The organism is Xanthobacter autotrophicus (assembly GCF_029991245.1).
GTDB lineage: Bacteria > Pseudomonadota > Alphaproteobacteria > Rhizobiales > Xanthobacteraceae > Xanthobacter > Xanthobacter autotrophicus_C.
Genome location: NZ_JAIVFO010000002.1, coordinates 15,133 through 41,033 on the forward strand (window position 1 = coordinate 15,133; position 25,901 = coordinate 41,033).

Consider the following 25,901-nt stretch of genomic DNA (forward strand, 5'->3'; position numbering starts at 1 on the left):
CGACATCGCATGGGTGACGTTCCCCGGGCACCGCAAAACCGAGAAACGGCTGCACGATTCTTGGCTGGCCGAACGCGGCGGGTTCGCTAACGCGATTTAACGAAAGGCATCAGAATGAAAATATATCCAGTCAACCCACCCGAGGCGAAAATACCTGGGATTTCGCAAGGTGTGATCATCGATGGTGGCAATCCACTTTTGCTGTCCGGTCATGTTCCGATGCGAAATGATGGTTCGGTAGTCACCTCTCACTCGGAGGCGCAACTGGAACAGGTTTTCAAGAACATTCAGGAAACGTTGGCTGCGGTCGGCCGAGATTTCCAAAACGCGCCTCGGCTGAGGATCTATGTTCGTGACTTTCACCCGGATCATCTGCGAATAGTACGAGCCGTGCGCGATCGCTATGTCGATCCGGCTTGCCCACCAGCCAGTGCGCTCATAGGAGTTGCAAGCCTCTTTCATCCTGACGTTCTCGTTGAAATCGACGCTATCGCAGCAGTTCCAGCCCGCCTTGAGCAAAGATCGGGAACGATAGACGGTTCAGGTACTAATGGGGCCCTGGATGAGCATTGAGCTGCGTCAGCTTCGGTATGTCCTGAAAGCTACCGAGACTGGCAGCTTCCGATGTGCGGCACGGGAGTTAGGCATTCATGAATCGGCAGTGAGCCGACGCATTCGCGATCTGGAAGACGAAATCGGCGCGTCCCTCTTCATTCGACACCATGGCGGAGTATGCCTCACCTATGCGGGACAACGGTTCGTCTCCCGCGCCCGCAAGGCAATCAACCTGATCGGATACGCAAAGAAGGACGCCGGTGTGATCGGCCGCGGCGAAGATGGCGTGGTGCGCATCGGGTTATTTTCGTCTCTCGCTTCCGGCTTTCTCACTGAGCTGCTTCGCGCCTACATGGCCGCGAACCCCGGTGTCCGACCGGATCTCGTCGAGGACGGGCCGAGCGAACACATCGCTGCGGTCCAAAGGCATCAGACGGATGTCGCCTTCCTGACCGGCGAGCCGATCGCGGACGGCTGCGATAGGACGCACCTGTGGAATGAACGGGTCTATGTTACTTTGCCGAGCGATCACGAACTGGCGCCGAGCGACGAAATCTCTTGGGCCGATCTTCGTGACCGGCACTTCATCGTCAGCGAGGCCGACCCTGGACCCGAGATTCACGATTATCTGGTCAAACATCTCGCGGACTTGGGCCATCATCCTAGCGTCGAGCGTCACGGCGTCGGCCGGGACAATCTGATGCACCTGGTTGCCATAGGCCGAGGTCTCACCCTGACCAGCGAGGCGACCACGGCCGCGTGCTTTCCAGGCGTGGTTTACCGGCCGCTGGCCGGCGAAATCCTGCCGTTCAGCGCGATCTGGTCGCCGCAGAACGATAATCCGGCCCTTCGGCGGTTGTTGAGCCTTGCAAGGGTCATGTCCAAGCGTGGCAAGTTCTCGCCGATGGCCGGATCAGCGACTAATCCTTTGGCTGGGCAGGCATAGGTATCGATTGGCGACCATTTTGAGGGTCGCGCCGCGCTTTCGCAAAACCTCGGTCGGTTGCCATGAAGCGCTCGATCATCGGTGAGATCAGCTTCACAGGATCGCCGACAGATCGTCCCGTCTCTCTCGCCAGCACTTCAGCATAGGCGGCAAGATCCCGATGGACGGCCGCCGGCAGATCGATCGACACCTTGACCGGCTTGTCGTCGGCAATGGCCCCAAGTTTCAGCTTCGCCATGGATCACCCCCCATAGGGTTCGAGGACCAGATCGCGGGTGACGATCACGCGGACGGGGAAGCCCGGCCGGATGGTAAGCGTCGGGGCGATGTTGAGCTGTCGGCGGACGATCTGTTGGCCGGCGTCGTTGATGGTGTCCTGGCCGCCGTTGCGGATGGCTTGGACAAGTCGGTCATTGTCGTCAGTAGCCAGTTCCGCGCCGACGCCGAGTAGCGTCGAAAGCGCGGCCGCCTTGGCGATATCCCACCAATGATAGTCGACACCATCCTCCAGGCCGGCAAAGCCCTCGGCATCCGCTCCAGGCTGGCGCTCGAGCACGATGGAGCGGCCATTGGGCAGGATGAGCCGGTTCCAGACCAGCAGAACCCTGCGTTGCCCGAAACCTACGCCATTGTCGTACTGACCGATCAACCGTGTGCCCTGCGGCACCAGCAAGATGCGGCCGGTCGGGCTGTCATAAACGTTTTCCGTCACCTGCGCGGTGATCTGGCCCGGCAGGTCGGATCGAATGCCAGTGATCAATGCAGCCGCGATGACGGCTCCCGCCTGCAGGATGTTGGGCGAAGCGGGCGCGGCCACGCGATCCGGCGAAACCGTTCGACGGTCGACGGCGGCGTTGAGAAAGGCGAGCTGGCGATCCTGTGCCGAAGGCGTCGCCGGTTGCGGCGCGAGGCCAAGACCGGTGAGATCAGGTGTTGGCGGGGGCGCCACCGCCGCGGACCCGGCAGTACCCGCCGACGCGGTGCGGTTTTCCGTTCCAGAAAACAGGCGGCTCGTTCGGGCCGTCTCGATCTCTTGAAGCCGGCGCTGTTCCTCGGCGCTGGGGCCAGCATTTGGCGTCGCGATGCCGGGCGTCGGGATGGGCTGCCCGCGGTTCTGCGCATCGAGGATCGGTCGGCCGAGGTCGCCTGGGAGCGGCGGTCCCAGCCGAGGCACACTGCCATAGTCGCGCGGCAAGCCAGCCAGCCCGTCGGCCGTAGAGCGGTTCTCAGTCGAATAAAGCTCTTCCCTGGTCCCGCTGCCGTCGCGGGTCTGGAGCGCATAGATCAGCGCTCCGCCAAGGCCGACGCTGGCGACCAGACCGATCCCGGCCAGCGCCTTGCGCGACAGCCGGGTGACGCGCGGCGCGTCTGCGCCAAGCCGCATGGGGGCGGCCGCCTTAGCCGCCGATCCGGTGAGCGGCGCATCCTCTTCCTCGTCCGGGATATCATTGTCGCTCACGACGCCGGCCTCCCGTCAGTGCGCACGATCCGGACGCGGCGCTGTGAATCACCATTGCCGAAGCGCAGTTCGGCGGCGGCGAATAGCCGGTCGACGATTATGTGATTGCCGCGAACGCGGTAGTTCACCAACTCGGAGGTGTTGCCCTCCGAACCGACGATGAAGAGCGGCGGCATCTCGCCCTGAGCGATGCCGCGCGGGAATTCGATGAACACCTGCCGGCCGTCGTCATAGGCGCGCAGCGGTCGCCACGGCGCGCGATCGCCTTCGATCGTATAGCGGAAGTTGATGTTGGCGAGATCGACGCCGGTGGCGATGGGCCGTGTGGCCTGAGCCTCTGCGTTCTGCCGGCGCAATGCGATCAACTGGTCCTGTGGATACTGCCAGGAGACAGACGCCATGTAGGTCCGTTCGGTCGAGCGCAGCTCCATATGGTAGGTGCGCAGGTTGGTGTTGATGACGAGGTTGGTCATCAGGTCCGCGCGAGACGGCTTCACCAGGATGTGGACCTGGCGCGTCGCGCCGGAACCGCTTTCGGTGTCGCCGATGATCCAGCGCACGGTATCGCCGGCGGCGACCGGACCGGCGCCCACGAGCTGCTCGCCGGGCTGGAGCGCGATGTCGGTGATTTGACCGATAGCGGTATAGACTTGATAGAGCGCGCCGCCTGTATAGAGATAGACCTGCATGGCGTTGATGAAGCCATCCCGGACGGGCTGAATCCGTGCTGCCGCATTGGCCTGGTTTACGCGGGCCGCCGGATCTGTGGGCTCCGGCGTCCGGCGAGAGGTCTCGACCGGCTTCATTTGACCCGGCAGCGGCAGCGGGCGCGGCAGTTCGACAATGGTGACGGGCGCCGGAGGATCGACCGCGATCACAGCGGGCGCCGCATCGTCGTAGGAGATCTCGGGCGGCTTTTGCGTCGTCGCGCAGCCGGCGAGCGCCGTTGCCGCGAGCAGGACAAGCGGCAACGCGGATTTGCGGAATGTCGGATGTGCGATTGAGGGTAAGGCCGGATTTCCGGCTTTACGGAAAGACGGCTTCATTGCCCAAGCTCCCGTGACCAGTTGATGGCGTTGACGAAGATGCCGAGCGGATTTTTCCGCAGGCGTTCGGCGTCGCGCGGCGGCTGCACGACGACGGTGAGGATCGCGGTCCAGCGCGAGGTTTCTGCAAGCGAGCCGTCCTGATATCGCCGCTCTGTCCAGGCGACCCGGAAGCTGTCGGGCGACGCCCGGATGACGCTGGAGACGTCGACGGCGATCTGCTGTTTGCCGACCTTGGTGAAAGGGTCGTTGGATCGCGCATAGTCGTTGAGCGCCAGCGCGCCGCGATCGGTCGTGAAGTCATAGGCCCGAAGCCAGTTCTGCCGGACGATGATGGGGTCGGCCGGGATCGAGCGGACCTGCTCGGTGAAGCGGGCCAGGTGCCAGGCGATCTGAGGATCGGTCGGGCGATAGTCCGCGACGGCGGGCGCTACCGCCTGCGACTGGCCAAGACGGTCGACCTGCACCACCCAGGGTACGATGTTGCCCCGTGCTGACTGCCAGACGAGCGCGGAGGCGAAGCCGGCCGACAGGATCAGCGAGCCGAAGGCCATCAGGCGCCAGTTCTTTGCCTGCACGCGGGCCGAGCCGATGCGGTCGTCCCAGACCTGGGCCGCCTTCTGGTAAGGCGTGTCGGGTTGCGGCGTCTTGCCGTAGTGGGTTGAAGGTCGTTTGAACATTAGCGGTCACTTTCGGAGAGATTGACGGAAGAGCCGCCGCCATGGGCGTCGCCGGAACGGACGGCGTGGGCCGCGGCCTGGACGCCGTGGGTCATGCTCTGGGAGCGCTTCATGCGCTTGGCCCATGCGGGCGCACCGCTCGCGGCGGCTGACGAAGACGACGCGGCTTCGCTGGCGTCGCCGCCGATGGTGCCCATGGTCGAGGATCCGCCCGTCGCTTCGAAGGCCGACTTGGCGCCTTCCGAGAAGCTGGAGCGCATGCTTTCGCTGGCGCGGGACGCGGCCCGGCGAAGCGGCGACGTGGCGGCGCCGGCTCCGGCGCGCGCGACGCCGCCGAGACCGGACGCAACACCGGATGCGCCGGACTGACCAGCGGAAGCGAGGCTGTAGGCGGTCGAGGCTCCGCCCGCCATCGCAGCGCCGCCACGAGCGGCAGCAGCGGCTCCTCCAGCCAGGGCGGCGCCACCCGATGCGACAGCGCCGACGGCGGCGGCGCCCGCAGCAACCATGCCGCCTGCGGCGAGGCCCGTGCCGATGGCGGCTCCCGCGCCGAGCTGCGGGCCGCCGGAGACGAGACCGTTGGCGATACCTGGACCGAAGATACCGAGGCCGAGCAGCGAGAGCGCCGCCAGCACGATCGCCATGGCCTGGTCGATGGTTGGCGTTGCGCCGCCGAAACCGGCTGTGAACTCGGAGAACAGTGTCGAGCCGATACCGATGATGATGGCAAGTACCAGCACCTTGATGCCGGACGAGATGACGTTGCCGAGCACGCGCTCGGCCATGAAGGCGGATTTGCCGAACAGGCCGAACGGGATGAGCACGAAGCCGGCGAGCGTCGTCAGCTTGAATTCGATCAGCGTCACGAAGAGCTGGATCGCGAGAATGAAGAAAGCGAGCAGCACCAGCGCCCAGGCGAAGAGCATGCAGGCGATCTGGATGAAGTTCTCGAAGAACGACCAGTAACCCATCAGGCTGGAGATCGACTCCAGCAGCGGCCGCCCGGCGTCGAGCCCGGTCTGCGCCACCTTGCCAGGCCGAAGGAGATCGGCCGTGGTGAAGCTGGTGCCGGATGCCTTCAGGCCGAGGCCGGCGAAGCTCTCGAAGATGATCCTGGCGAGGTTGTTCCAATTGCCGATCAGATAGGCGAAGACGCCGACGAACAGGGTTTTCTTGACCAGCCGCGCGAGAATGTCGTCGTCGGCGCCCCAGCTCCAGAACAGCGCGGCGAGCGTCACGTCGATGACGATCAGCGTGGTGGCGATGAAGGCGACCTCGCCACCGAGCAGGCCGAAGCCGCTGTCGATGTAACGGGTGAAGACCTCGAGGAAATGGTCGATGACGCCGGTGCCCCCCACGATGTTATCGAGCCTCGCCGGGTTCGGGCGCCATCAGGGGCGCTGTTTCCTTGCGGATGTGCTCGTCTTCGGCCGGCGCGGCCGGCGCCGAATTCTCGTTCTGTCGGGGCGCCTGCGGGGGCTCGGGCAAGCGCTCGGCGGGGCGTGCGCCGGGGGCGAGGAAGCGCTCGCGGTTTTGTGCCCAGGCGCGCAGACATGCCGCGTCGCGCGTGCCCGCCTCGCCGAGGAACTGGCAACGGATCAGCTCGTCCCGAAGCGGATCGACCGAGACGCTCTCGGTCGGACGCGCGGACGGAGAAACCGGCGCTTCTTCCTTCCGGGTCAGCTCGATCGCGGTCGCCGTAATGGCGACCGCGACGAACACGACAGCGCCGAGCCGGGCGAACATCTTTCCGTCCATCGCTCCGCCCTCAGTTGCCGTTGTTGAACATCTTGGCGTTGCCCGGCTGGTAGCCGGCGCCGGGCGTGAGGAAGCGTTGGCGCTGCTCACGGCCCTGTTCGGCCGCGGCGGCCTGCTCGGCCGATTGCAGCGACTGCGCGCGCCCGTTCGCCGCGACGACCGCGGTGAGGTCGGCAAGTTGCTGCGCCTGGAGCGCGAGGAGCTGGTTGCCGGCCTGGCTCGCCTGCAACGCGCCGGTGGCGCCCTGGCTCTGGCCGATCAGTGCCGACATCTGCGTGCGGTTGGTGTCGATGTTGCCGACGACGCCGGCCTGCACCCGCATGGCGTCCTGCAGCCCGCCCACCGTGTTCTGCCAGCGCTCGCGCGCCTGGGTGACGAGTTGCTGGTCGGTGGCCGAGAGCGACGCGCTCCCATAGGTTGTTTGGAACGCCCGGTCGATCTGCTGCACGTCGAAGGCGATGCTCTGCGCTTGGGCAAGGAGCTGTTGCGTCCGCTGCACCGACTGCTGAAGCTGTTGGAGCGAGGAAAAGGGCAGGCTTGCGAGGTTGCGGGCCTGATTGATCAGGCCCTGCGCCTGGTTCTGCAGCGCGGTGATCTGGTTGTTGATCTGCTGCAGCGACCGCGCCGCGGTGAGGACGTTCTGCGTGTAGTTGGTCGGGTCCCAAACGGTCACCTGGGCGGCAACTGGCTGAACGAGGACCGGCGACAACGCGGCCGGAATGGCGAGAATGGACGCGGCGAGAAGCGCCGCGCGTGAGCGACGGAAAGTCATGACGATATCTCCAGGTTGGTGAGGTCGGGGATGAGGTCGGCGGCCCACGCGACGTCGCGGTGGCGCAGCCAGGCGGACAGGAACTCGTCGCGGCCATGCTCGGCCATGATCCGCGCGATGGCGGTCTGGTCGGTCTTCGACGACGCCGCGCAGAGCGCGAGGGCAACGTCGCCCAGCCCCAGCTCGAACAGCCGGTTGCCGCGGCGCGACTGGCAGTAGTAGTCGCGCTTGGGCATGGCGCGGGCGAGGATCTCGATCTGTCGGTCGTTGAGCCCGAAGCGCCGATAGATCGCCATGATCTGCGGCTCGATGGCGCGTTCGTTCGGCAGCAATAGCCGGGTCGGGCAACTCTCGATGATCGCGGGCGCGATCGCCGAACCGTCGATGTCGGAGAGGCTCTGGGTGGCGAAGATGACACTGGCGTTCTTCTTGCGCAGCGTCTTCAGCCATTCGCGGAGCTGGCCGGCGAAGCCTTCATCGTCGAGCGCGAGCCAGCCCTCATCGACGATCAGCAGTGTCGGCCGGCCGTCGAGACGGTCCTCGATGCGATGGAAGAGATAGGCGAGAACAGCCGCGGCCGCCCCGGTGCCGATCAGGCCCTCGGTCTCAAAGACCTGCACCTCCGCTTCACCGAGGCGCTCGCTTTCGGCGTCGAGCAACCGACCATAGGGACCGCCGACGCAATAGGGTTGCAGGGCGCGCTTGAGCGTCTGCGATTGAAGCAGGACCGACAGGCCGGTCAGGGTGCGCTCGGCGACCGGCGCGGAGGCGAGCGAGGTCAGCGACGACCAGAGATGCTCTTTCACCTCTGGCGTGATGGTGATGCCTTCGCGCATCAGGATCGCGACGATCCAGTCGGCGGCCCAGGCGCGCTCGGGCGTGTCATGAATACGGGCGAGCGGCTGGAGCGAGACGGAGGTTTCCGCGCCATCGGTCAGGCCGCCGCCGAGATCGTGCCAGTCGCCGCCCATGGCGAGCGCCGCCGCCCGGATTGAACCGCCGAAGTCGAAGGCGAAGACTTGGCTCCCAGCGTAGCGACGGAACTGAAGCGCCATCAGCGCCAGCAGCACCGACTTGCCGGCGCCGGTTGGGCCGACGACCAGCGTGTGACCGACGTCGCCGACATGAAGGGAAAACCGGAACGGGGTCGAGCCTTCGGTCTTGCCGAAGAGCAGCGGGGGTGCTGCAAAATGCTCGTCCCGTTCCGGCCCCGCCCACACCGCAGAGAGCGGGATCATGTGGGCGAGATTGAGCGTCGAGATCGGCGGCTGCCGAACATTGGCGTAGACGTGGCCGGGCAGCGAGCCGAGCCAGGCATCGGCGGCGTTGATCGTCTCGGGCATCGCGGTGAAGTCGCGGCCCTGGATGACCTTCTCGACCAGACGCAGCTTCTCGGCGGCGATGCGTGGATCGTTGTCCCAGACGGTGATGGTCGCGGTGACATAGGCTTGGCCGGCATAGTCGGCGCCGAGTTCCTGCAGCGCCATGTCGGCGTCGGCCGCCTTGTTGGCCGCGTCGGTGTCGACCAGGGCCGAAGCCTCATTGGTCATCACCTCTTTCAGAATCGCGGCGATCGACTTGCGCTTGGCGAACCACTGCCGCCGGATCTTGGTCAGCAGCTTGGTGGCGTCGGTCTTGTCGAGCAGGATGGCGCGGGTGGACCAGCGGTAGGGAAAGGCCAGCCGGTTGAGGTCGTCGAGCAGACCCGGCGTCGTCGCCGTCGGGAATCCGACGATGGTCAGCACACGGAGGTGGGCGTTGCCGAGACGCGGCTCAAGGCCGCCGGTGAGCGGCTGATCGGCCAGCAGCGCGTCGAGATACATCGGGATTTCGGGAACGCGCACGCGCTGATGCTTCGTCGAGACGCACGAGTGCAGATAGGTCAGCGTCTCACCGTCATCGAGCCAGCGGCATTCCGGCATGAAGCCTTCGACGAGCTGGAGGACGCGGTCGGTGCGATCGGCGAAGCCGCGCAGGATCTCGTGGGGGTCGACGCCCTTTTCGGCCTTGCCCTCGTAGAGCCAGGTCTCGGCGCGGGCCGCATCCTCGGCCGGCGGCAGATAGACGAAGCTGAGGAAGTAGCTCGACTCGTAGTGCGAGGCATCTTCCTCGAAGTCGGCCTTGCGCTCGGCGTCGACCAGGGCCGATGCGGCGTCGGGGAAGCGGCCGGCCGGATAGGCGTCCACGCCATGGCGCCGCGCTTCGACGAAGATCGCCCAGCCGGAGCCGAGGCGGCGGAAGGCGTTGTTGAGGCGACCGGCCACTGCGACCAACTCGGCGGCGACCGCGGAATCGAGGTCGGGCCCGCGAAAGCGCGCCGTGCGCTGCAGCGATCCGTCCTTGTTGAGCACAACACCGTCGCCGGCGAGCGCCGCCCACGGCAGGAAATCCGCGAGGCGGGTCGAGGTGCGGCGATATTCGGCAAGGTTCATCATGGCAGGACCTTCAGACGCTCAGGTGGCCGGGGATGCGCAGATGCCGGCGCACGACATCGACGAACATCGGATCGCGCTTGGCCGCCCAGACGGCGGCGAAATGCCCAACCACCCAAAGGCCCAGGCCGACCAGCCAGAGGCGCAGGCCTAAGCCGAGTGCCGCGGCCAGCGTGCCGTTGAGGATGGCGATCGCGCGCGGCGCTCCGCCGAGCAGGATGTGCTCGGTCAGCGCCCGGTGAACCGGCACGGTGAATCCGGGGACGGGCTCTTCTCCGGCAAACAGGGCCATCAGACGAGCGCCCCGCCGCCGAAGGAGAAGAAGCTCAGGAAGAACGAACTGGCGGCGAAGGCGATCGATAGCCCGAACACGATCTGGATCAGCTTGCGGGCGCCGCCCGACGTGTCGCCGAAGGCGAGCGTCAGGCCGGTGATGATGATGATCATCACCGCGATGATCTTGGAGACAGGGCCTTCGATCGACTCCAGTATCTTCTGAAGAGGGGCTTCCCACGGCATGGAGGAGCCGGCGGCGTGAGCGGCGGGCGCCATCATCATGCTGACGAAGGTGACAGAGGCGACCGTCGCGATGTGACGACGAAGGCGCAGAGCGTGACGGATCATGAAGGATCTCCTGTGTGGCCGGGGGCTGCGGGGATGACGCGGTAGTCGCCGTCGGGACCGAGGCCGTCGACACGGGCGAGTTCCACGAGGCGGCGGTGCGAGCCGCGGCCGGCGAGGACGGCGACGAGATCGATGGTCTCGGCGATCAGCGCGCGCGGGACCGTGACGACCGCTTCCTGGATCAGTTGCTCCATCCGGCGCAGCGCGCCGATCGCCGAGCCGGAATGGATCGTGCCGACGCCGCCGGGATGGCCGGTGCCCCAGGCCTTGAGGAGATCGAGGGCTTCGGCGCCCCGGACCTCGCCGATCGGAATGCGGTCGGGGCGCAAGCGCAGCGAGGAGCGCACCAGATCCGACAGCGAGGCGACGCCGTCCTTGGTGCGCAGAGCGACCAGGTTCGGCGCGGCGCATTGCAGCTCGCGGGTGTCCTCGATGAGCACGACGCGGTCGTCGGTCTTGGCGACCTCGGCCAGGAGCGCGTTGGTGAGCGTGGTCTTGCCGGTCGATGTGCCGCCGGCGACCAGGATGTTCTTTCGCTCAGTGACCGCGATGCGCAGCGTCTCGGCCTGGCCCTCATTCATGATGCCGGCGGCGACATAATCATCGAGGGTGAAGACGGCGACGGCCGGCTTGCGGATGGCAAAGGCCGGGGCTGTAACGACTGGGGGCAACAGCCCCTCGAACCGCTCTCCCGTTTCGGGTAGCTCCGCTGAGACGCGCGGCGAACCGGCATGAACCTCCGCGCCGACATGGTGGGCGACGAGGCGGACGATGCGTTCGCCGTCGGCCGGGGACAGCCGCTCACCCGTGTCGGACAGACCTTCGGAGAGCCGGTCGATCCAGAGTCGCCCGTCGGGGTTGAGCATCACCTCGACGACGCTGGGGTCTTCCAGAAACCGGGCGATCGCGGGGCCGAGGGCGGTGCGCAACATGCGCGCGCCTCGGAGTGTCGCCTCGGATTGCTGGTGAGAAGCCGCCATGTCGTCCCCTTGCGTTCAGGGACCGTTCGGCCGGCCCGGGATCGGGGATCAGTAGAAGAGGCAGGAAATGGGGCGTTGCAACAACCAGAGTATGGTCATCGTAGCCTGGCGTAGAAATACAGGGGAACGGCGGAACGTCCGAATACTTGAGATCGATTGGGTGAAGACTATTCGGCCTCGTCGGCGCCGGGAACGTCTTCGGAAATCTCCTGCCGGAGCTTCGGGCCTTTGGCGAGTCGGCGGGCGAGCGCGACGACGAAGGCGTCATAGCGCTCGCCCGCCTTGGCGCGAGCGGCGGCCTGCGCGGGTTCCGGCAGCGGCGGGTTGGTGGTCAGCCAGAACCGCACGAACACGGCCAGCGTCTCGACCGAGATGCCGAGGTCGCGTTCCATCCGGGTCATGCGGCGGTCGAGCTGGTCGAGGCGCTTGGTGGTCGCCGCCTCCTGGCGATCTGCGGCGTCCGGCGACAGGAAGGAGGCAATGGCCGCCTCGGCGATCAGCGAGCGCGACTGATCCCGCCGCGCGGCGTAGTCGGCCAGGTTCTTCATCACGTCGGGGTCGACATAGACGGACAGGCGCTGTTTCTTCGGGGTCTTGATCATGGCCGGCCTCATAGATCGACGCCGTCGCCGGGATCGAGCGACGCCTGACGGGCGACCTGGCGCATGGTCCGATCCATCCGGCTGATGCGGGCGGTGTCGTCCTCGATGTCGTCGGCGGGGTCGGGTGAGAACTCGTTGTCGATCGGCTCTCTCTTTTCGATGGTCTTCGCCTTGTTCAATTCGGGCTGGTGGCGACGCTCCGAATCCGTGGGATCGTCGTCATTTTCCCGTGCGTCTCGCGGCTCCTGCTCCTGCTCTTCGATCGCGAGACGCGGTGGCAGCGGCAGAGCGCTCCAGTCGTCGGGTTTCGCGTTCTTCGGTTTGGTGAGCACGGGCGGCGGCAGGATGCGTTCCTGGAGTCTCGCATCCTCGTAGTAGCGCGCCTTCTTCGCCAGGATCGGCGGGGCGCCCGCCACCATGACGATCTCGTCCGCGGGCGGAAGCTGCATCACTTCCCCCGGCGTCAGCAATTGTCGCGCGGTTTCGGAACGCGAGACCATCAGATGACCGAGCCAGGGCGAGAGCCGATGGCCGGCATAGTTCTTCATCACCCGCATCTCGGTCGCGGCGCCGAGTGCGTCGGACACCCGCTTGGCGGTGCGCTCGTCGTTGGTCGCGAAACTCACACGGACATGGCAGTTGTCGAGGATCGAGTTGTTCGGGCCATAGGCCTTCTCGATCTGGTTCAGCGATTGCGCGATCAGGAACGCCTTCAGACCGTATCCCGCCATGAAGGCCAGCGCGGACTCGAAGAAGTCGAGGCGGCCGAGCGCCGGAAATTCGTCGAGCATGAGGAGCACCCGATGCCGATCCGCCCTTGCATGAAGATCCTCGGTGAGCCGTCGCCCGATCTGGTTGAGGATCAGGCGGATCAGCGGCTTGGTGCGGTTGATGTCGGATGGCGGCACCACGAGGTAGAGTGTGGCGGGGCGCGCGGCGCCGACAATATCGCTGATGCGCCAATCGCAGCGCCGCGTCACCTCGGCCACCACGGGATCGCGATAGAGGCCGAGGAACGACATGGCGGTGGAGAGGACGCCGGATCGTTCGTTGTCGGATTTGTTCAGGAGCTCACGCGCGGCGCTGGCGATGACGGGATGCGTGCCGGCTTCGCCGAGATGCGCCGTCTTCATCATGGCGGCGAGCGTGGATTCGATCGGGCGCTTGGGGTCAGAGAGGAAGCCCGCGACGCCAGCCAGCGTCTTGTCGGTCTCCGCGTAGAGGACATGGAGGATGGCGCCGACGAGAAGCGCGTGGCTGGTCTTTTCCCAGTGATTGCGCTTCTCCAGTGAGCCCTCGGGGTCGACCAGGATGTCGGCGATGTTCTGGACGTCGCGCACCTCCCATTCGCCGCGGCGCACCTCCAGCAGTGGATTATAGGCCGACGATTTCGCATTGGTCGGATCGAACAGCAGCACCCGGCCATGCTTTGCACGGAAGCCGGCGGTGAGCTGCCAGTTCTCCCCTTTGATGTCGTGGACGATCGCCGAGCCGGGCCAGGTCAAGAGCGATGGCACCACGAGGCCGACGCCCTTGCCGCTCCTCGTCGGGGCGAAACACAGCACATGCTCCGGCCCGTCGTGACGGAGATAGGCGCGATCGAGCTTGCCGAGCACCACGCCGTCTGGACCGAGCAGCCCCGCGCTCTTCACCTCGTCGGGGCGAGCCCATCGCGCCGAGCCATAGGTCTGGACGTTCTTCGCCTCGCGGGCGCGCCAGACCGACATACCGATGGCGACGGCAATCGAGATGAAGCCACCTGACGCTGCGATATAGGCGCCCTCGACGAAGATCGACGGCGCATAGGCGTCGTAGAAATACCACCACCAGAAAAACGCCGGGGGATAGTAGACGGGAATCCCAATCAGCCTGAACCATGGCTCGCCGAGCTGCGGCTGAAAGCCGAGCTGCCAGGCCGTCCACTGCGTCGCCGCCCAGGTCGTGAACAGCACGATCAGGACGACGGTGAGAACTTGGCCCCAAAGGATTTTCGTGGCGGACATCGTGTTGGTCCCTTCTGTTCCAGATGACGGGCGGGCTACAGTCCCAGCCCGCGTTTGCGGCCGAAGCTCCAGTCGATGCCGCCGTCGCCGCGGGCGATGCCGGAAACGTGGCGACCGAGTTGCTTTTCGAGTGACGGTGACCAGGGCACGAGCTGGAAGCCGAGCCCGTCGTCGATCATCGCGTACCGGCCGGACGCGAGCGCGAAACGCTGCCGATAAGTGCCGGCGACATACTCACCATTCGCGGATCGGCCGAGCGTCCGTCCGGTCTCGGCGGCAAGCTTCTCGCCGAGGGCTTCAACATCGCGGCGACGAAGCGTGTCGATGAGGTTGCGCGCGAAGATCACGCCGCGCCCCTGGCGCTCGGCGAAACCCTGTTCGATCAGATGCTCCGCGCGTCGATCCAGGGCGCCGCTCACCTCCGCCCCGAATCCCCCGCCGCCGAGCGCGACGGGCTCGCGGGCGATCGCCTGCCGATCAAGCCAGGTCGCGCCTGTCGCAGAAATCTGACGTTCGATGGAGAGATCGGAGCGGACTGCGAGCGCCACGCGTCGTCGCCCCTGCGCATCGTCGAACTTGCGCAGTTCGACGATGGAGCCCGGCGCACTGTCGCCAGCGGCGTCGAGGTCGGGCAGCTTGATGTGATGGGTGCGGCCGTCGACGCCGTCGACCACGGCATAGGCCGTGCCCTTCAACTCGTCGTCGAGGCCGCGATCGACCAGACGCCCGATAACCGGATCGTCGAGGCTCTCGCCGGCCAGCACATAGCTCGACGCACCACGTTCGATGCCCCGCTCGGTGAGCCCGCGATGGATGCGCTTGATGATGTCGCCGCGCTCGCCGAGTTCGCGTAGCGTCGCCTCGGCGTTCTCCGCCATCACCCATTGGCCCGGGCCGATCTGGTCGGCGAGGCCGAGGGATTCGAGCTTGCGTAGCCGGCCGACCTTGAGCGCATGGAATTCGTCGGGCTGGCGATCAGCGCGCGGGGCGAGATCGACGGCGCCGGTGCGGTAGCTGTCGCGCGCGAGCTGGCGGTCAAGATTGGTCCAGCGCTCGCTATCGATCTGGCGTTCGAGTGTCCGGCGGATTTCCTGATCGGTGCGCGGACCCAACTCCTGGGTGATCAGATCCTGGGCGCGAGCCCGCATGCCCTCCTTGATGTAGTCGCGGGAGATGACGAGGTCCTGGCCATCATCGGCGCGGCCCCGCACGATGACGTGGATATGCGGATGCTCGGTGTTCCAGTGATCGACGCCGACCCAATCCAGTTTCGTGCCGAGATCCTTCTCCATCTGACCCATGAGGTCGCGGGTGAAGGTCTTGAGGTCCGACATCTCCACCGCATCCTCGGGCGAGACGATGAACCGGAAATGATGCCGGTCGTCCTCGCACCGCTCCGCGAAACCCTTCGCATCGACGTCGTCGGCTTCCGGGCCGAACAGATGGGCCTTCTCTCCATCACGGGTGACGCCTTCGCGCTTCAGATATCCAAGATGGGCGGCGAGCGGCGCGGACCGGGCCGAATGCCGGACCACACGGGTCTTGATGACGGCGCCCCGCGAACGGCTGGTCAGCAGCCGGTTGGCCTGGACGCTGGCGCGCACGCCACGTCCGAAGCGCGAGCGATTGCCGGAGGTGATCTTGCCGGAGCGGGAGACACGGCCGCCGGCCTTCTGGGCGGCGGCGAGCGCCTGGGCGATGAAGGGCCGCGCGCGCTGATTGCCGGATGAGCGGATGCGGCCAGGCCGGATGCGGAAATCGTCCTCGCCGCTCATGGCAGGGAACCCGCACATCGCGCAAAAGCCCTGAAATCCTTATGAAAACGCGGAAGCCGCAGGCTGCGCCAGTCAGGCGTGCCTCGCGAAATCGTCGCGTAAACCCTTGAAAACACACGACCGAACCAAGGCGCACATCGCGCCCTTTTATCCCGCCATCTCCCGGTCGTGTTCCCAGCCTTCCACCTCCGCGCCCTCCATGACACGCCATGACACGCCAGACCCGGAATCCAGGATGATCGACTCATCGCGGACCTTCCTCGCCGGATCGCGCAACGAACATGCCGTTTGACCGCGGCGTGGTGGTGGAAGAATCGCGAACATGTGCCGTAGCCAGATCGTCGCCGGATCGACGATTGGGCTGCTCAGGATCGGCGGTCGATGGGCGTTCGGACTGCCCGACGAAGAGCGGCGCTCGTGTCCACGAAAGCGGGTCGGCGACAGCGACCCTGATAGCGCCGGAAAGATCTTCACCGCCGACAAAGGGCGCAAGTGCGGCGACATAGGCGCGTGTCTCGGCCGGCAGCGCGCGGCCCGTAGCGAGATATTCCTCGTAACGTCCGGACCCTGCATTGTAGGCTGCCAGGAAGCCGGGCGATCCGTAGCGGTCGTACATCTCGCGCAGATACGCCGCGCCCCCGAGAATGTTGTCGCGTGCGTCATAGGGATCGCCGCCGAGCCGGTGGCGGATACGCAGCTCGGCCCAGGTCGCCGGCATGATCTGCATCAGGCCCATCGCACCTGCGGGGGACAAAGCCCGCACCTCGCCGTGGCTTTCAACCCGCATCACCGCGCGAATCCAGCCCTCCGGAATGCCGAAACGCTGCGAGGCCTCGGCGATGATCACCGCGTAAGGGTCGGCGATAGCGGCCCGTTCGATCGGGGCACTCTGCGCCAGCGTGGCGGCAGGCAAAGCGGCGATCGAAAGAAGGCCGGAAAGGAGAAGGAGGGCGGAACGGCGGGCGACCTTGGGACCGCCGGCGGCGGAGCGGTGGTGAGTGATCGGCATGGCGTCACTCCCGCTCGCCGCGCTTGGGCGGACGATTCCAGTGCAGCGACCACGATGCTTTGTCGGCGTCGGAGCGGAACAGGTTGGCGCGGATCGGCTGCATGAAGACGGGATCGTCGAGCAGCAGCGAGAGGTATTCGCCAGCCTTCTCTCCGGTGCGCTTCCAGGCGGCTCCAACCTCTGGGCCGACCTCCGACCCATCGCCGTCGTCGCCGAGGTGAACGCGGTAATCCGGCGCGTTCTCGGCATCGGACGGATCGGCCGGAACGAGGGCGAGCCGCACGTCAAGAGTGAGCGTGCGGACGTGGCCGGAATATCCGGACTTCGTGCGGGTGAACTCTCCGATCTGTGGCATTGGTGTTCCTTTCTGCGGTGGGGTTGATGAAATCCGGGCCAATCAATGGGTCGGAGCGCGCCATTCGTAGCGGCCGGTCCCGTCCTCGTCGGTCCAGAGCGGGGTGGCGCGGCCGATGATCGAGCTGGCTTGAAGCGGCCCGAAGTAGCGGCCGTCGAGGCTGTCGCGGACGTCCCAGTTCATGAGGAAGACCTCGCCGCTGAGGATGCGGCGGCACCCCCGCCAGACCGGCAACGGTCGGCCGAGCCGGTCGCGTTCGAGCGCCGTACCCATCTCGTTGCCGTCGACGGTGATGGCGCCGCCGGTGCGGCAGACTTCTTGCCCGGGAAGGCCGACGACCCGCTTCATCAGCGGCACACCGCGCGGCAGGTATCCGCGTTCAGCCATGAAGCCAGCCAGCGGATCGGGCGCGTCTACGGCGACCAGGTCCGTGACTTCGAGGTGCTCGGCCGGATGGATCGCATAGAGGCCGATCGGCGTACTGGCCGATGCGTTCCAGATCAGCCTCGGCGCGACATGGACAAAGGACAGTCCACCGATCGCGAGCACGCAAAAGTACGTCGTCATGACGTAACCGAAGCGGGTCATGGCGCGACCCTCCGGCGCTGGAGCCAGGCGTCGTGGCGCTCGCGGGTGTAGGCGCGCGGTTCATGGCCGGCGCTCAGACGGTTGTGGACGTGTCGCCAATGATCGGGCGCGGCGTCGATCGGATCGACGCCGAGCGCCTCGATGGTGTCGATGAACTGGAGCACCCGCTCGACCTTCGGCCAGCCCTCGACCTTGAGCAGGATGTCACCGCCAGGTCGGACGAACGGCAGCGTCTGGAACGGCTCGCCGGATCGAACCGCGCGCACGATGTCGATGCGCGAGATGACCGTGCCGAAGTCGTTCGCGGCCCAACGGACGAAGGCGAAGGTCGTGTTCGGGGCGAAGCCGACGATGCGCCTGCGCCGGTCGAGGATCTGTTCGTGAACCTCGCGGCCGAACCTGATCCAGTGCTCGATCTTCTTTTCGAGCCAGGTCAGTTCGACGAGTGTGGTGAAAGGTGCGGCGACGGCCGGCAACGGGCCGCCGCGCACGCGGGGGGCCGCGTTGCCGGTCATGGAGTGCCTCCTTGGCTCTCGGGAAATTCGCGGGCGAGCAGGTCGCGCAGCATGTCGGCGACGGTCTGACCGCGCCCAAAGGCGGTGATCTTGATGCGGCCGCGCAACTCCGGCGTGACGTCGATCGTCAGCCGGGCGGTGAACGTCGAGGCGTCATCGCTTCGACCCGGCGCCGTCCCGGATTCCTTTATCCAGTCCTCGGCGGTGCCGGGACGTGCGGCGAAGCCGCGCTTCGGGGATCGCCCGTTCATGGCGCGATCCTCCCGACCTCGGTGGCGAAGATCGCGATCTCGCGTGCCGCCGGGCTGTCCTCGTCTGTTTCAAAGACGAGGCGGCCCGATCGCGCGGCATCGGCGAAGGCGACGCGCTGGCCGATGGTCGTGGCGAGCAAGGGCGGATCGTGATCGGCGAGGGTCTCGGCTGTTTCGCGGGCGATGACGGTGCGCGTGGCGCAGCGATTCAGCACGAAGCGGGCGGCAAGCTCCGGACGGTAGATCCGCGCCTCCCGGATCAGCGACAGCATCTCGGCTGACGCCCAGCCATCGAAGGGCGACGGTTGTACGGGGATCAGCGCGAGATCGGCGGCGAGCAGCGCCGAGCGCATCAACCCGGCGATACGGGGCGGCCCGTCGATGACGACGTGATCGGCGTCACGCGCCAACTCGGGCGCTTCGCGATGCAGCGTGTCACGCGCCAGGCCGACGACACCGAACAGCCGCGGCAGACCTTCATGCGCCCGCTGTTCAGACCAGTCGAGCGCCGAACCCTGCGGGTCGGCATCGATCAGCGTGACGCGCTTTCCCGTTCTGGCCCATTGTCCGGCGAGGTGCAGCGCAAGCGTCGTCTTGCCGACGCCGCCTTTCTGATTGAGGAGGGCCACGATCATTGTGCCCCCCGCGGTTTGCGGTCGAAGGGCAGTTCGGGAAATACCGGGGCATCGGGGTGCGCGGCGCCGGATTTACTGAAAGACGCGGCGTGCTTGAGTTTGCCCGATAGCCTCGATGTTCTGGCGTTACTGCCACCTTCGGCGGAGTTTTCAACAACGCCGCGCGCTCTATAAGAGTTAGATTCTGTGTTAGATTCTAAGTTAAGGGCGCGATTTCCGCTTGCTGTCGAGGGGCTTAACCCCTGTTTTAGTTCCCGATAGCACGAGCCTGCGGTTCCCGATGGCACGATAGTTCGGGTTCCTGATAGCACGAGGCCGTCCACAGGTTTTCCACAGGGCGATGGTTCGAAGGCGAGCAGCACCCGGCCGCCGATCTGGACCTCGATGAACAGCGTGTATCCGGGCAGCGGTTGGCGGCGGACGATGTCACGCAGCTCGAAGGCAAATCGCTTGAAGGGCGAGAGGCTGCCGGACTTCAGGTAGAGATGGCGGAAGTCGAAGCGCCAGCCGGCGCGCTGGCGGCCGCCATGCTTGCGCACGATCCGATAGAGCCAGCGGTCGAGCCCGCCCGTCAGCGAAAAGTAGGCGCGGTCGATGGTGAGCACGAGGGCATCGTCGAGGACTGCCTGGTAGAACCAGTCGGGGACGATCAGTTCGATACCGGCGGGACGGCCGCGCCGGTCCGTGCGCTCGACCCATTCGTTGATCCAGGAGAAGCGGTGCCGGCGGCCTTCCGCGGGCTGGCGGATCGTCGTCGCCACCGTTGTCGATTGCAGGCGATCGAGCGCCGCCTTGAGGCGCAGGTAGTCGCGAGCGCCGACGCCACGTCCGATGAAGGTGAGGATTTCGTAGGGCGTCGCCGCCATCAGGCGCGAGGTGCGCAGCCCGGCGTCGCGCGCCTCGACGAGCTGGCTCGCGGCCCAGATCAGGATATCGGCGTCCCAGATGGTCGCCATGCCGTGATCGGGCACGGCCTCGACGCGGATGGATACGTCGCCGGCGACGAACTCGATCGGCTGGGTCCGATGGGATTTGGAGAGGCTGAAGAAGGGATAGGCCATGAGATCCTGCGCGTCTCGGGGTGCGAGATCGCCGCCGCGCGCGCGGAACAGTTCGAGCTGTCCACGTTCCGACAGGGGGCGATGGCGCACCGGCATTGAGGGAACCGCCGCGACGGTCAGCGGGCGTGCCGGCCGGCAAAGGCGGGCGGCACGGTCTCTTGGCGCTTGGCGGGCAGGACGGTGCCGCGAGGATCGGAGGTCGAGGTGACGGCGCCGCGGTCGGCCCAGGCCTGCAGGTCGTCGATCGCGTAGACGACGCGCCCTCCGAGCTTGCGATAGCCGGGACCGGTCCCATAGGTCCGGTGCTTCTCCAGGGTGCGGCCGGACAGGCCCAGGAATCGGGCGGCTTCGGGAGTACGCAGGTAGCGTGGCGGCAAGCCGGCGAGATTAGGCGTCATGATCGGGCCTCCATGCGTTTCGCTGGGGCCGCTGGCGGTTAGCGGCGGACGAAGGACATGGTGGCGAAGCAGGACAGCGCAGATGCAGTGGGAAGATTGGGGGGCCTAAATGCCCACACCAGTCGCGTGTCGGGCCTATGATCGACGGCGATGACGCAGAAGTTTGCGATAGCCGCCCGCGACCATGGCAAGGCCATCCTTGATCAGATCCATGGTGGCGTAGCGTTCCGGCGCGGCCTGCCATTCGTCACGGGTGGGTTTTTTCAAGCGGAAGATCACGTCGGCGATCTCCTGTTGGTTCGCGCCGTTGCGATGCCCATCGACTGCCTGCAGCATGCGGCGCGCGCGGGCCAGTTGCTGGCGCGTGAGGCGGGTATCCGGCGGGATGGCGCGGGCGTACAGGGATTTGAGCAGCCGCGTGACGGCCTCGATGCGGCCGAAGCCATCGAGGTCGAGCGGCACGATCGCAGCGAGAGCGCCGTCGGCGGCGGCGCCAGCGAGGCGCACCACATGGAGCCGCTGGCCGTTGCCAAGATCATGCAGGGTGTGAGCGCCCTGTTCGTCGAGATACGCGGCGGCCTCGCTCAGGGTCGCGAGGACGTCGCTATCGGCTGGCAGAATGGGCGGGGCGCTCGTCAGCAGGACGGCGCCCGTATCGTCCTCCGCGGACCAGAACACCGGGGCTTCTGTGGCCTTGAGCGACGGCCTCACCGGGAAATCGCAACCCCCAGCGTTGGCGAGCGCCACCGATCAATCGCTCAAGGTCGCCCGCCGGATGCGCGATTTCAGCGTAGTCGCGCTGATAGTCGTCATTGCGCCGTAGATATTCCCAGCCGACGTCGGACGCCGTCAGATGGTCGAGGTAGTCGTAGGTCGATGAAGTTTGCCACCTGGATATATCAGGGGTCATCTCCGTCCTCCTGGCTCGCATTATTCTTGCGTGTCGAGCCAAGTACGATCCCCGGTTGAGCAATCTGGCGGAAGTCCCCGAACCGGCAACAGGCGATGCCACAGCGGCATCGCGGCCGATCAATGCTGGTGGCTCTCCCGCACGAGTTGGCGGTAGCCGTGCTCGGTCATCCAGCGGGCGCGGGCGAGATGGGTGTCGTGGATATGGCGGGCCCGTTCCGGTTCCCGACCGGGGTCGAGGCCGAACAGGATCGAGACCGCCTCACGCCAGTCGGCGCCGTCCGCCGCGGCGTCAAGCAGGCGCAGATAGAGCTTCCCGTGCTCGCGATCATAGGCCGTGAGCACCGCGCCCTCTGGTGGCTCGTCCAGGAATTTGACGTGCGTCACACCGACCCCCATTGGCCAACCATAATTGCCTTTGAAGCAATTGTTAACTGTATCTCTCTTGACAGACGGAGGCCCCAGGGCCGGGAAAGTCGGACACTACGCCGCGCCCGCGAAAAGGCTTTCGCGAGCCTGATGTCAGGATGAGTGGCTACTTTCGATCTTGGCACGGACAAGCATCACCCCTTCGCCCTGGTCGGAGGTGAGGAAGACGATGCCGTTGCCCTCGAGCACCTTGCTGACTTGATCGCGCGTTGTTTCGTACACCTCGAGCCCGTTCTCGGACTCGAGACGCTTCAACGCGGTCAGCGATACCAGGGCCTTTTCAGCGAGCGTCTCCTGCGTCCAACCAAGCAACGCGCGCGCGGCCCGCGTTTGTCGGGCGGTGATCATGCATGATCACCTCCTACAAACCCAAATGCGCACGCCAGAACTACGGCTAAAATAGTCGTTCTTGACCGATTAGGCGAGAGGAAAGTGCGTCACAGAGCAGGTGTTTGGCGAATCACGGCCGAACTGATTCGGTCGCCCGGCAAAGAGCTTGGCCCCGCCCGGGGGTATCCGGGCGGGGCGTTGCTGTGGTGGCTTATTCGCCCCGGCGACTGGGGCGGGACCAGATGAGGCTGTAGCCTTCGTCCTCGTCGTCGAAGAGGTTGGCGTAGATCGGAGCATTGAAGCTCGGGTCGTCCAGCTTCACACCCAGATAGTCGCGGCCCTCGGTGGAACGCTTGGCCCAAGCGGCGCCGATTTCAGCGCGTCCCACGAAGATCCGGTGGGAAGGGGCGTTCTCGCTGGCCTGGCTGGCCTCGGGGACGATGCGGACGCCCTTGGCCTGGACGCTGAGGGTGACGATCTCGCCGGCGAACTCGTTGGTGCTGGTCTTCTTGAAGGTGCCGATGGTGGCCATGATAAGTCTCCGTTGCTCTCTGTTTCGAGCCCGCGCCCATCGCGGCCTCGATGGCGATCGGCAGGCCGGAGGCGATCGACGGCGCATCGCTTGCGACCGCAGCGTCAGCGGAGGATGGCGACAGGCGACTTTCTTGTTTCGCGAGGAATGACGGCGCAGCCGGTAGGGGAAGAAAGTCGATCGGCGCCGTTGCGTCATAGGCGATCGAGGCTTCAGCCGTCCTTCGGCCAGATCAAGCCGTTGAGAGGCCGCAGGGGAGCGCGCGACCCGACAGAGGACCGTCAAGGGAGCTTGGCCCACCGACCTGACCCGAAAGCGGACCTGGCACGCGGCGCGCGTTGGTGATGCACCCGCTCCCGCCGGAGCCCGCGCCTGCATTGCCCTCTATCCGGCCAGCGCGTCAGACGCCCCCTCGTACCGGGTTGGTAAGCTGGGCACGATGTCGTCGAACCGCCGGGCTTCAGCCTCCACCACTTGCCGTGAAGGTGAGATGTGAAGCGGGTTCGAATCCGATTCATAGCGCCCGACAACCGCTACGCTTCCCAGGACAGGATGATGCGGCGGCGCGCCTTGTCTGGACATGCCCGTCGCCAGGATTGAGGATCAGCGCCGTGCGAGCGCGTGCCCGGATACCTCGGGCGGGGCCATCGCGACCAGGCGCGTCCAGGCTGTTGCGCCTACGGCGACCGCGCCGATCACCGAGAAGGCGATTTGCCAGCCTTCGGAGGGCATGGTGAGTTTGGTGAGGCCGAGCGTGGCGTGATAGCCGGCGACGGCGGCCGGAGCCGCGAAGGCGAAGGCGATCGCCAAGCGGATCCACACTGAACGGACGGACGTGAAGATGAACTGGGCCGTGCCCCACGTCACCCCGGCCGCAAAGGCGCCGATCAGCACCCCGCCAATGGGTCCGGCGCCGGTGTCGTAGGCCCATAGGCCGATGGTGACGCCGGCAAAGAACGGCAGCGCGTAAACGGCGAGCGTGAATAGAAGCCAGCAAAAGAAGCCGATGCCGGCGACTGAAGCAAGAATACCGAGGGCGATCATGAGGGTGGTCTCCGTGACAAAGGTCGAACGGTTGCGCCTCCACCACCACCGCGGCGCAATGGTGAATATAGCCGAAGATGAGCGGCGGCGGGAGCGGAAATCCGGTGGGACTTCCGCTTCCACGGCGAGGCCGGCCCCGGTCAGGGGGCGAAAGGATCGAACTCGTGCACGATGGCGGCTGTATCGCCGTCGTACTCGTTGGCTGGCATGACGCCGAGGCTGCCGTCGCCGGCCTGAAAGATGATGATGGCGACCATGAGGGTGGTGGCGAGGCTGAATGCGAAGGCGTGTGCGTCGTTGAGGGACATTGTTCCGGCTCCTGTCTTGGAGGCGGGGGCCATCCCCCGCGCGACAGGCGCCCGATGTGTCCAGCCGAGGGCCGCGATCACCGCGCAGGCATAGCCGAAGCGGCGGCATGCTCGCATAGCCGACCCTTCACGGGTTGATGGCGTCAGGCCCTCGGCTGGATCAAGGATCAGCGCATTTGGAAGCGGGGGTGGTTTTCCGTCCATCTCAGGAGCCTTGGGGCAGGCCCTCGACGATGCTTCAGTCGGGAGCTGACTTGCTGCGCTCTTGGTCGTGATGTCGCCGTCACGGTTGGCTACAATATCGGCAAGAACAACGGCGGACAGGACGAGTGATGACAAAGCGGTATGAGAAGAACGACCTGCCGGTGGGCCAGGTGCGGCGCTATCTGGAACCGGGTTCGATCGTGCTGGTGTCGTCGGCGTGGGAGGGAAAGACCAACATCATGACGCTGGGCTGGCAGACGGTCATGGAGTTCACGCCTTCGCTCGTCGGCTGCATGATCTCGAGCGGCAATCACAGCTTCCAGATGATCAGAAACAGCCGCGAATGCGTCATCAACCTGCCGACGACGAAGCTCACGGACACGGTGGTCGGCATCGGCAACACGTCCGGCGCCGAGATCGACAAGTTCACGGAGTTCGGCCTGACGGCCGAGGACGCCCATGAAGTCGGAGCGCCGCTGATCCGCGAATGCCATGCAAGCTTCGAATGCCGCCTGCACGACGATGTGCTCGTCGAAAAATATAACTTCTTCATCTTCGAAGTGGTGAAGGCTCATGTCGCGGCGTCGCCGAAACATCCCGAAACGCTGCACTACACTGGTGACGGTGTGTTCATGGTGTCCGGCAAGATCATCAGCCGGAGATCGCTGTTTCGACCGGAGATGTTGTGAGATGACGGCGCTCACGCGCCGCCTCTCTTGCGGAAATCGAACAGCTTGATGCCGAGCTTGCGGGCCTTGTCGGCGAAATTGTCCTGAATGCCGGTGCCCGGGAAGACGATGACGCCGATCGGCAGGACGTCGAGCATGGCGTCGTTGCGCTTGAACGGCGCGGCTTTGGCGTGCTTCGTCCAGTCGGGCTTGAAGGCGACCTGTGGCACTTTGCGCGTGTCGGCCCACTTCGCGGCGATCAGTTCGGCGCCCTTCGGCGATCCACCATGCAACAGAACCATGTCCGGATGCTTGGCGTGAACCTTGTCGAGCGTCTCCCAGATCAGCCGGTGATCGTTGACGTCGAGTCCGCCGGTGAAGGCGACCTTCGGCCCGGTCGGAAGCATCACCTCGGTTTCTGCCCGACGCCTGGCGGTCAGGAAGTCGCGGCTGTCGATCATCGCCGAGGTCAGTGCGCGGTGGTTGACCATCGATCCGGAGCGCGGCCGCCAGGATGAGCGGGTGTGGCGCTCGAATTGCTCGGCGGCCTGGTCACGCATCAGCTCGAAGGCGTCGCGGCGTTCGAGCAGGGTCTGTCCCTCGGCGATGTGGCGCTCCAGCTCGACCGATTTCACCTCGGAGCCATCCTGTTCGCGTTGGCCGCGACGTTGCGCCTGCTCGTTGTCGTCCAGCTCGCGCTCGATCCGGGCGGTGGCGCGGTGGAAGAGATTGACGGTCGACCAAAGGATCTCGTCGAGGTCGGGTTCGAGGCGGGTTTCAGCCATGCTCGTGATCAGGGCGTCGAAGATATCGGCGATGGCGCCGGCGACGACGTTGCCCTCGGGGAGCGGCCTCGGGTCGGGTTCGTCCTGGAAGGGGCGGTAGCCGTAAAGCTGCAGTTCGGACAGGAGGTGGTCGGTGGGGGAAGAAGCGTGGTGAGGTTCGTAGGTGTCGTCGAGATCGGCTGTCATGGGGCTCGTCCTTCGTCGGGTGACCGCGACCGCCGCGGCCTTCATGGCGACGAAAGGCGGCG

The 25,901-nt window shown here is 65.9% G+C and carries 33 protein-coding genes; 3 read left to right on the forward strand and 30 right to left on the reverse strand.

All coding sequences use genetic code 11. From position 1 onward, the window contains the following. Positions 1 to 114: 114 nt before the first annotated feature. Both K9U41_RS00785 and K9U41_RS00790 read left to right on the forward strand, forming a co-directional pair. Positions 115 to 573, forward strand: a complete 459-nt coding sequence (locus K9U41_RS00785) for a RidA family protein (RefSeq protein WP_282638941.1) — start codon at positions 115 to 117, stop codon at positions 571 to 573. Continuing rightward, entirely contained in the window at positions 563 to 1,501 is a 939-nt protein-coding gene (locus K9U41_RS00790; protein ID WP_282638943.1) for a LysR family transcriptional regulator, read from the forward strand. Before K9U41_RS00785 ends, K9U41_RS00790 begins: the two co-directional genes overlap by 11 nt. Here K9U41_RS00790 and K9U41_RS00795 read toward each other — a convergent pair. The 29 genes from K9U41_RS00795 to K9U41_RS00930 form a co-directional block, all read right to left on the reverse strand. Further along, a complete protein-coding gene (locus tag K9U41_RS00795) occupies positions 1,476 to 1,739 on the reverse strand; it encodes a DUF2274 domain-containing protein (RefSeq protein ID WP_282638944.1) in 264 nt (87 codons plus the stop codon). The two genes, K9U41_RS00790 and K9U41_RS00795, sit on opposite strands and share 26 nt — an antisense overlap. Positions 1,740 to 1,742: 3 nt before the next feature. Continuing rightward, positions 1,743 to 2,960 (reverse strand): TrbI/VirB10 family protein, encoded by a 1,218-nt coding sequence (locus K9U41_RS00800; RefSeq protein ID WP_282638945.1) that lies wholly within the window; start codon positions 2,958 to 2,960, stop codon positions 1,743 to 1,745. Next, on the reverse strand, positions 2,957 to 4,006 hold the full coding sequence (trbG, locus tag K9U41_RS00805) for a P-type conjugative transfer protein TrbG (RefSeq protein ID WP_282638946.1): 1,050 nt from the start codon (positions 4,004 to 4,006) through the stop codon (positions 2,957 to 2,959). Before trbG ends, K9U41_RS00800 begins: the two co-directional genes overlap by 4 nt. Beyond that, the gene (trbF, locus tag K9U41_RS00810; protein WP_282638947.1) at positions 4,003 to 4,686 is read right to left on the reverse strand and encodes a conjugal transfer protein TrbF; all 684 of its coding nucleotides are present in this window, start codon (positions 4,684 to 4,686) and stop codon (positions 4,003 to 4,005) included. The genes trbG and trbF overlap by 4 nt, the downstream gene beginning before the upstream one ends. Continuing rightward, positions 4,686 to 6,044 (reverse strand): P-type conjugative transfer protein TrbL, encoded by a 1,359-nt coding sequence (gene trbL, locus K9U41_RS00815; RefSeq protein WP_282638948.1) that lies wholly within the window; start codon positions 6,042 to 6,044, stop codon positions 4,686 to 4,688. The genes trbF and trbL overlap by 1 nt, the downstream gene beginning before the upstream one ends. 4 nt (positions 6,045 to 6,048) lie before the next feature. Next, complete coding sequence (gene trbK-alt, locus K9U41_RS00820) at positions 6,049 to 6,432, reverse strand: putative entry exclusion protein TrbK-alt (protein WP_282638949.1); 384 nt, start codon at positions 6,430 to 6,432, stop codon at positions 6,049 to 6,051. A gap of 22 nt (positions 6,433 to 6,454) precedes the next feature. Next, positions 6,455 to 7,216 carry a P-type conjugative transfer protein TrbJ gene (gene trbJ / locus K9U41_RS00825; RefSeq protein WP_282638950.1) on the reverse strand — a complete coding sequence of 254 codons (762 nt, stop codon included), beginning with the start codon at positions 7,214 to 7,216 and terminating at the stop codon, positions 6,455 to 6,457. Then, positions 7,213 to 9,651 carry a conjugal transfer protein TrbE gene (gene trbE / locus K9U41_RS00830; RefSeq protein WP_282638951.1) on the reverse strand — a complete coding sequence of 813 codons (2,439 nt, stop codon included), beginning with the start codon at positions 9,649 to 9,651 and terminating at the stop codon, positions 7,213 to 7,215. Before trbE ends, trbJ begins: the two co-directional genes overlap by 4 nt. Positions 9,652 to 9,661: 10 nt before the next feature. After that, complete coding sequence (locus tag K9U41_RS00835; RefSeq protein ID WP_282638952.1) at positions 9,662 to 9,940, reverse strand: VirB3 family type IV secretion system protein; 279 nt, start codon at positions 9,938 to 9,940, stop codon at positions 9,662 to 9,664. Then, on the reverse strand, positions 9,940 to 10,272 hold the full coding sequence (locus K9U41_RS00840) for a TrbC/VirB2 family protein (protein ID WP_282638953.1): 333 nt from the start codon (positions 10,270 to 10,272) through the stop codon (positions 9,940 to 9,942). The genes K9U41_RS00835 and K9U41_RS00840 overlap by 1 nt, the downstream gene beginning before the upstream one ends. Next, complete coding sequence (gene trbB / locus K9U41_RS00845; RefSeq protein ID WP_282638954.1) at positions 10,269 to 11,252, reverse strand: P-type conjugative transfer ATPase TrbB; 984 nt, start codon at positions 11,250 to 11,252, stop codon at positions 10,269 to 10,271. The genes K9U41_RS00840 and trbB overlap by 4 nt, the downstream gene beginning before the upstream one ends. A gap of 167 nt (positions 11,253 to 11,419) precedes the next feature. Then, on the reverse strand, positions 11,420 to 11,854 hold the full coding sequence (locus K9U41_RS00850) for a CopG family transcriptional regulator (protein ID WP_282638955.1): 435 nt from the start codon (positions 11,852 to 11,854) through the stop codon (positions 11,420 to 11,422). A gap of 8 nt (positions 11,855 to 11,862) precedes the next feature. After that, on the reverse strand, positions 11,863 to 13,857 hold the full coding sequence (locus K9U41_RS00855) for a conjugal transfer protein TraG (RefSeq protein WP_282638956.1): 1,995 nt from the start codon (positions 13,855 to 13,857) through the stop codon (positions 11,863 to 11,865). Between the two features lie 35 nt (positions 13,858 to 13,892). Continuing rightward, complete coding sequence (locus K9U41_RS00860) at positions 13,893 to 15,632, reverse strand: relaxase/mobilization nuclease domain-containing protein (RefSeq protein ID WP_282638957.1); 1,740 nt, start codon at positions 15,630 to 15,632, stop codon at positions 13,893 to 13,895. A gap of 244 nt (positions 15,633 to 15,876) precedes the next feature. After that, positions 15,877 to 16,641 carry a lytic transglycosylase domain-containing protein gene (locus tag K9U41_RS00865; RefSeq protein WP_282638958.1) on the reverse strand — a complete coding sequence of 255 codons (765 nt, stop codon included), beginning with the start codon at positions 16,639 to 16,641 and terminating at the stop codon, positions 15,877 to 15,879. A gap of 4 nt (positions 16,642 to 16,645) precedes the next feature. Next, positions 16,646 to 16,996 carry a DUF736 domain-containing protein gene (locus K9U41_RS00870; protein WP_282638959.1) on the reverse strand — a complete coding sequence of 117 codons (351 nt, stop codon included), beginning with the start codon at positions 16,994 to 16,996 and terminating at the stop codon, positions 16,646 to 16,648. Positions 16,997 to 17,038: 42 nt separating this feature from the next. Continuing rightward, on the reverse strand, positions 17,039 to 17,584 hold the full coding sequence (locus tag K9U41_RS00875) for a S26 family signal peptidase (RefSeq protein ID WP_282638960.1): 546 nt from the start codon (positions 17,582 to 17,584) through the stop codon (positions 17,039 to 17,041). Further along, on the reverse strand, positions 17,581 to 18,099 hold the full coding sequence (locus tag K9U41_RS00880) for a DUF2840 domain-containing protein (RefSeq protein WP_282638961.1): 519 nt from the start codon (positions 18,097 to 18,099) through the stop codon (positions 17,581 to 17,583). Before K9U41_RS00880 ends, K9U41_RS00875 begins: the two co-directional genes overlap by 4 nt. Next, a complete protein-coding gene (locus tag K9U41_RS00885; protein ID WP_282638962.1) occupies positions 18,096 to 18,350 on the reverse strand; it encodes a hypothetical protein in 255 nt (84 codons plus the stop codon). Before K9U41_RS00885 ends, K9U41_RS00880 begins: the two co-directional genes overlap by 4 nt. Then, positions 18,347 to 18,985 carry a ParA family partition ATPase gene (gene parA / locus K9U41_RS00890; protein ID WP_282638963.1) on the reverse strand — a complete coding sequence of 213 codons (639 nt, stop codon included), beginning with the start codon at positions 18,983 to 18,985 and terminating at the stop codon, positions 18,347 to 18,349. Before parA ends, K9U41_RS00885 begins: the two co-directional genes overlap by 4 nt. After that, positions 18,982 to 20,142, reverse strand: a complete 1,161-nt coding sequence (locus tag K9U41_RS00895) for a replication initiator protein A (protein ID WP_282638964.1) — start codon at positions 20,140 to 20,142, stop codon at positions 18,982 to 18,984. The genes parA and K9U41_RS00895 overlap by 4 nt, the downstream gene beginning before the upstream one ends. Before the next feature lie 20 nt (positions 20,143 to 20,162). After that, positions 20,163 to 20,444, reverse strand: coding sequence for a helix-turn-helix transcriptional regulator (locus K9U41_RS00900; protein ID WP_282638965.1), 282 nt, complete (start codon positions 20,442 to 20,444; stop codon positions 20,163 to 20,165). Positions 20,445 to 20,579: 135 nt separating this feature from the next. After that, positions 20,580 to 21,155, reverse strand: a complete 576-nt coding sequence (locus K9U41_RS00905; protein ID WP_432715707.1) for a DUF2285 domain-containing protein — start codon at positions 21,153 to 21,155, stop codon at positions 20,580 to 20,582. Continuing rightward, a complete protein-coding gene (locus tag K9U41_RS23895) occupies positions 21,049 to 21,375 on the reverse strand; it encodes a transcriptional regulator domain-containing protein (protein ID WP_432715709.1) in 327 nt (108 codons plus the stop codon). Before K9U41_RS23895 ends, K9U41_RS00905 begins: the two co-directional genes overlap by 107 nt. 98 nt (positions 21,376 to 21,473) lie before the next feature. Continuing rightward, on the reverse strand, positions 21,474 to 21,752 hold the full coding sequence (locus K9U41_RS00910; protein ID WP_282638967.1) for a DNA -binding domain-containing protein: 279 nt from the start codon (positions 21,750 to 21,752) through the stop codon (positions 21,474 to 21,476). A gap of 123 nt (positions 21,753 to 21,875) precedes the next feature. After that, a complete protein-coding gene (locus K9U41_RS00915; protein WP_282638968.1) occupies positions 21,876 to 22,130 on the reverse strand; it encodes a helix-turn-helix domain-containing protein in 255 nt (84 codons plus the stop codon). Positions 22,131 to 22,323: 193 nt separating this feature from the next. Next, complete coding sequence (locus K9U41_RS00920; RefSeq protein ID WP_282638969.1) at positions 22,324 to 22,644, reverse strand: DUF736 domain-containing protein; 321 nt, start codon at positions 22,642 to 22,644, stop codon at positions 22,324 to 22,326. Positions 22,645 to 23,247: 603 nt separating this feature from the next. Next, on the reverse strand, positions 23,248 to 23,688 hold the full coding sequence (locus tag K9U41_RS00925; protein ID WP_282638970.1) for a hypothetical protein: 441 nt from the start codon (positions 23,686 to 23,688) through the stop codon (positions 23,248 to 23,250). Positions 23,689 to 23,828: 140 nt separating this feature from the next. Then, positions 23,829 to 23,996: a hypothetical protein gene (locus K9U41_RS00930; RefSeq protein ID WP_206455665.1), complete on the reverse strand. Its 168-nt coding sequence runs from the start codon at positions 23,994 to 23,996 to the stop codon at positions 23,829 to 23,831. 332 nt (positions 23,997 to 24,328) lie between these two features. Between K9U41_RS00930 and K9U41_RS00935 the strand changes: the two genes are divergently transcribed. Next, positions 24,329 to 24,889, forward strand: a complete 561-nt coding sequence (locus K9U41_RS00935) for a flavin reductase family protein (RefSeq protein WP_282638971.1) — start codon at positions 24,329 to 24,331, stop codon at positions 24,887 to 24,889. An 11-nt stretch (positions 24,890 to 24,900) separates the two neighbouring features. On the opposite strand, the gene K9U41_RS00940 is transcribed toward K9U41_RS00935, so the two are convergent. Beyond that, entirely contained in the window at positions 24,901 to 25,839 is a 939-nt protein-coding gene (locus K9U41_RS00940; protein WP_282638972.1) for a DUF2493 domain-containing protein, read from the reverse strand. Positions 25,840 to 25,901 lie beyond the last annotated feature (62 nt).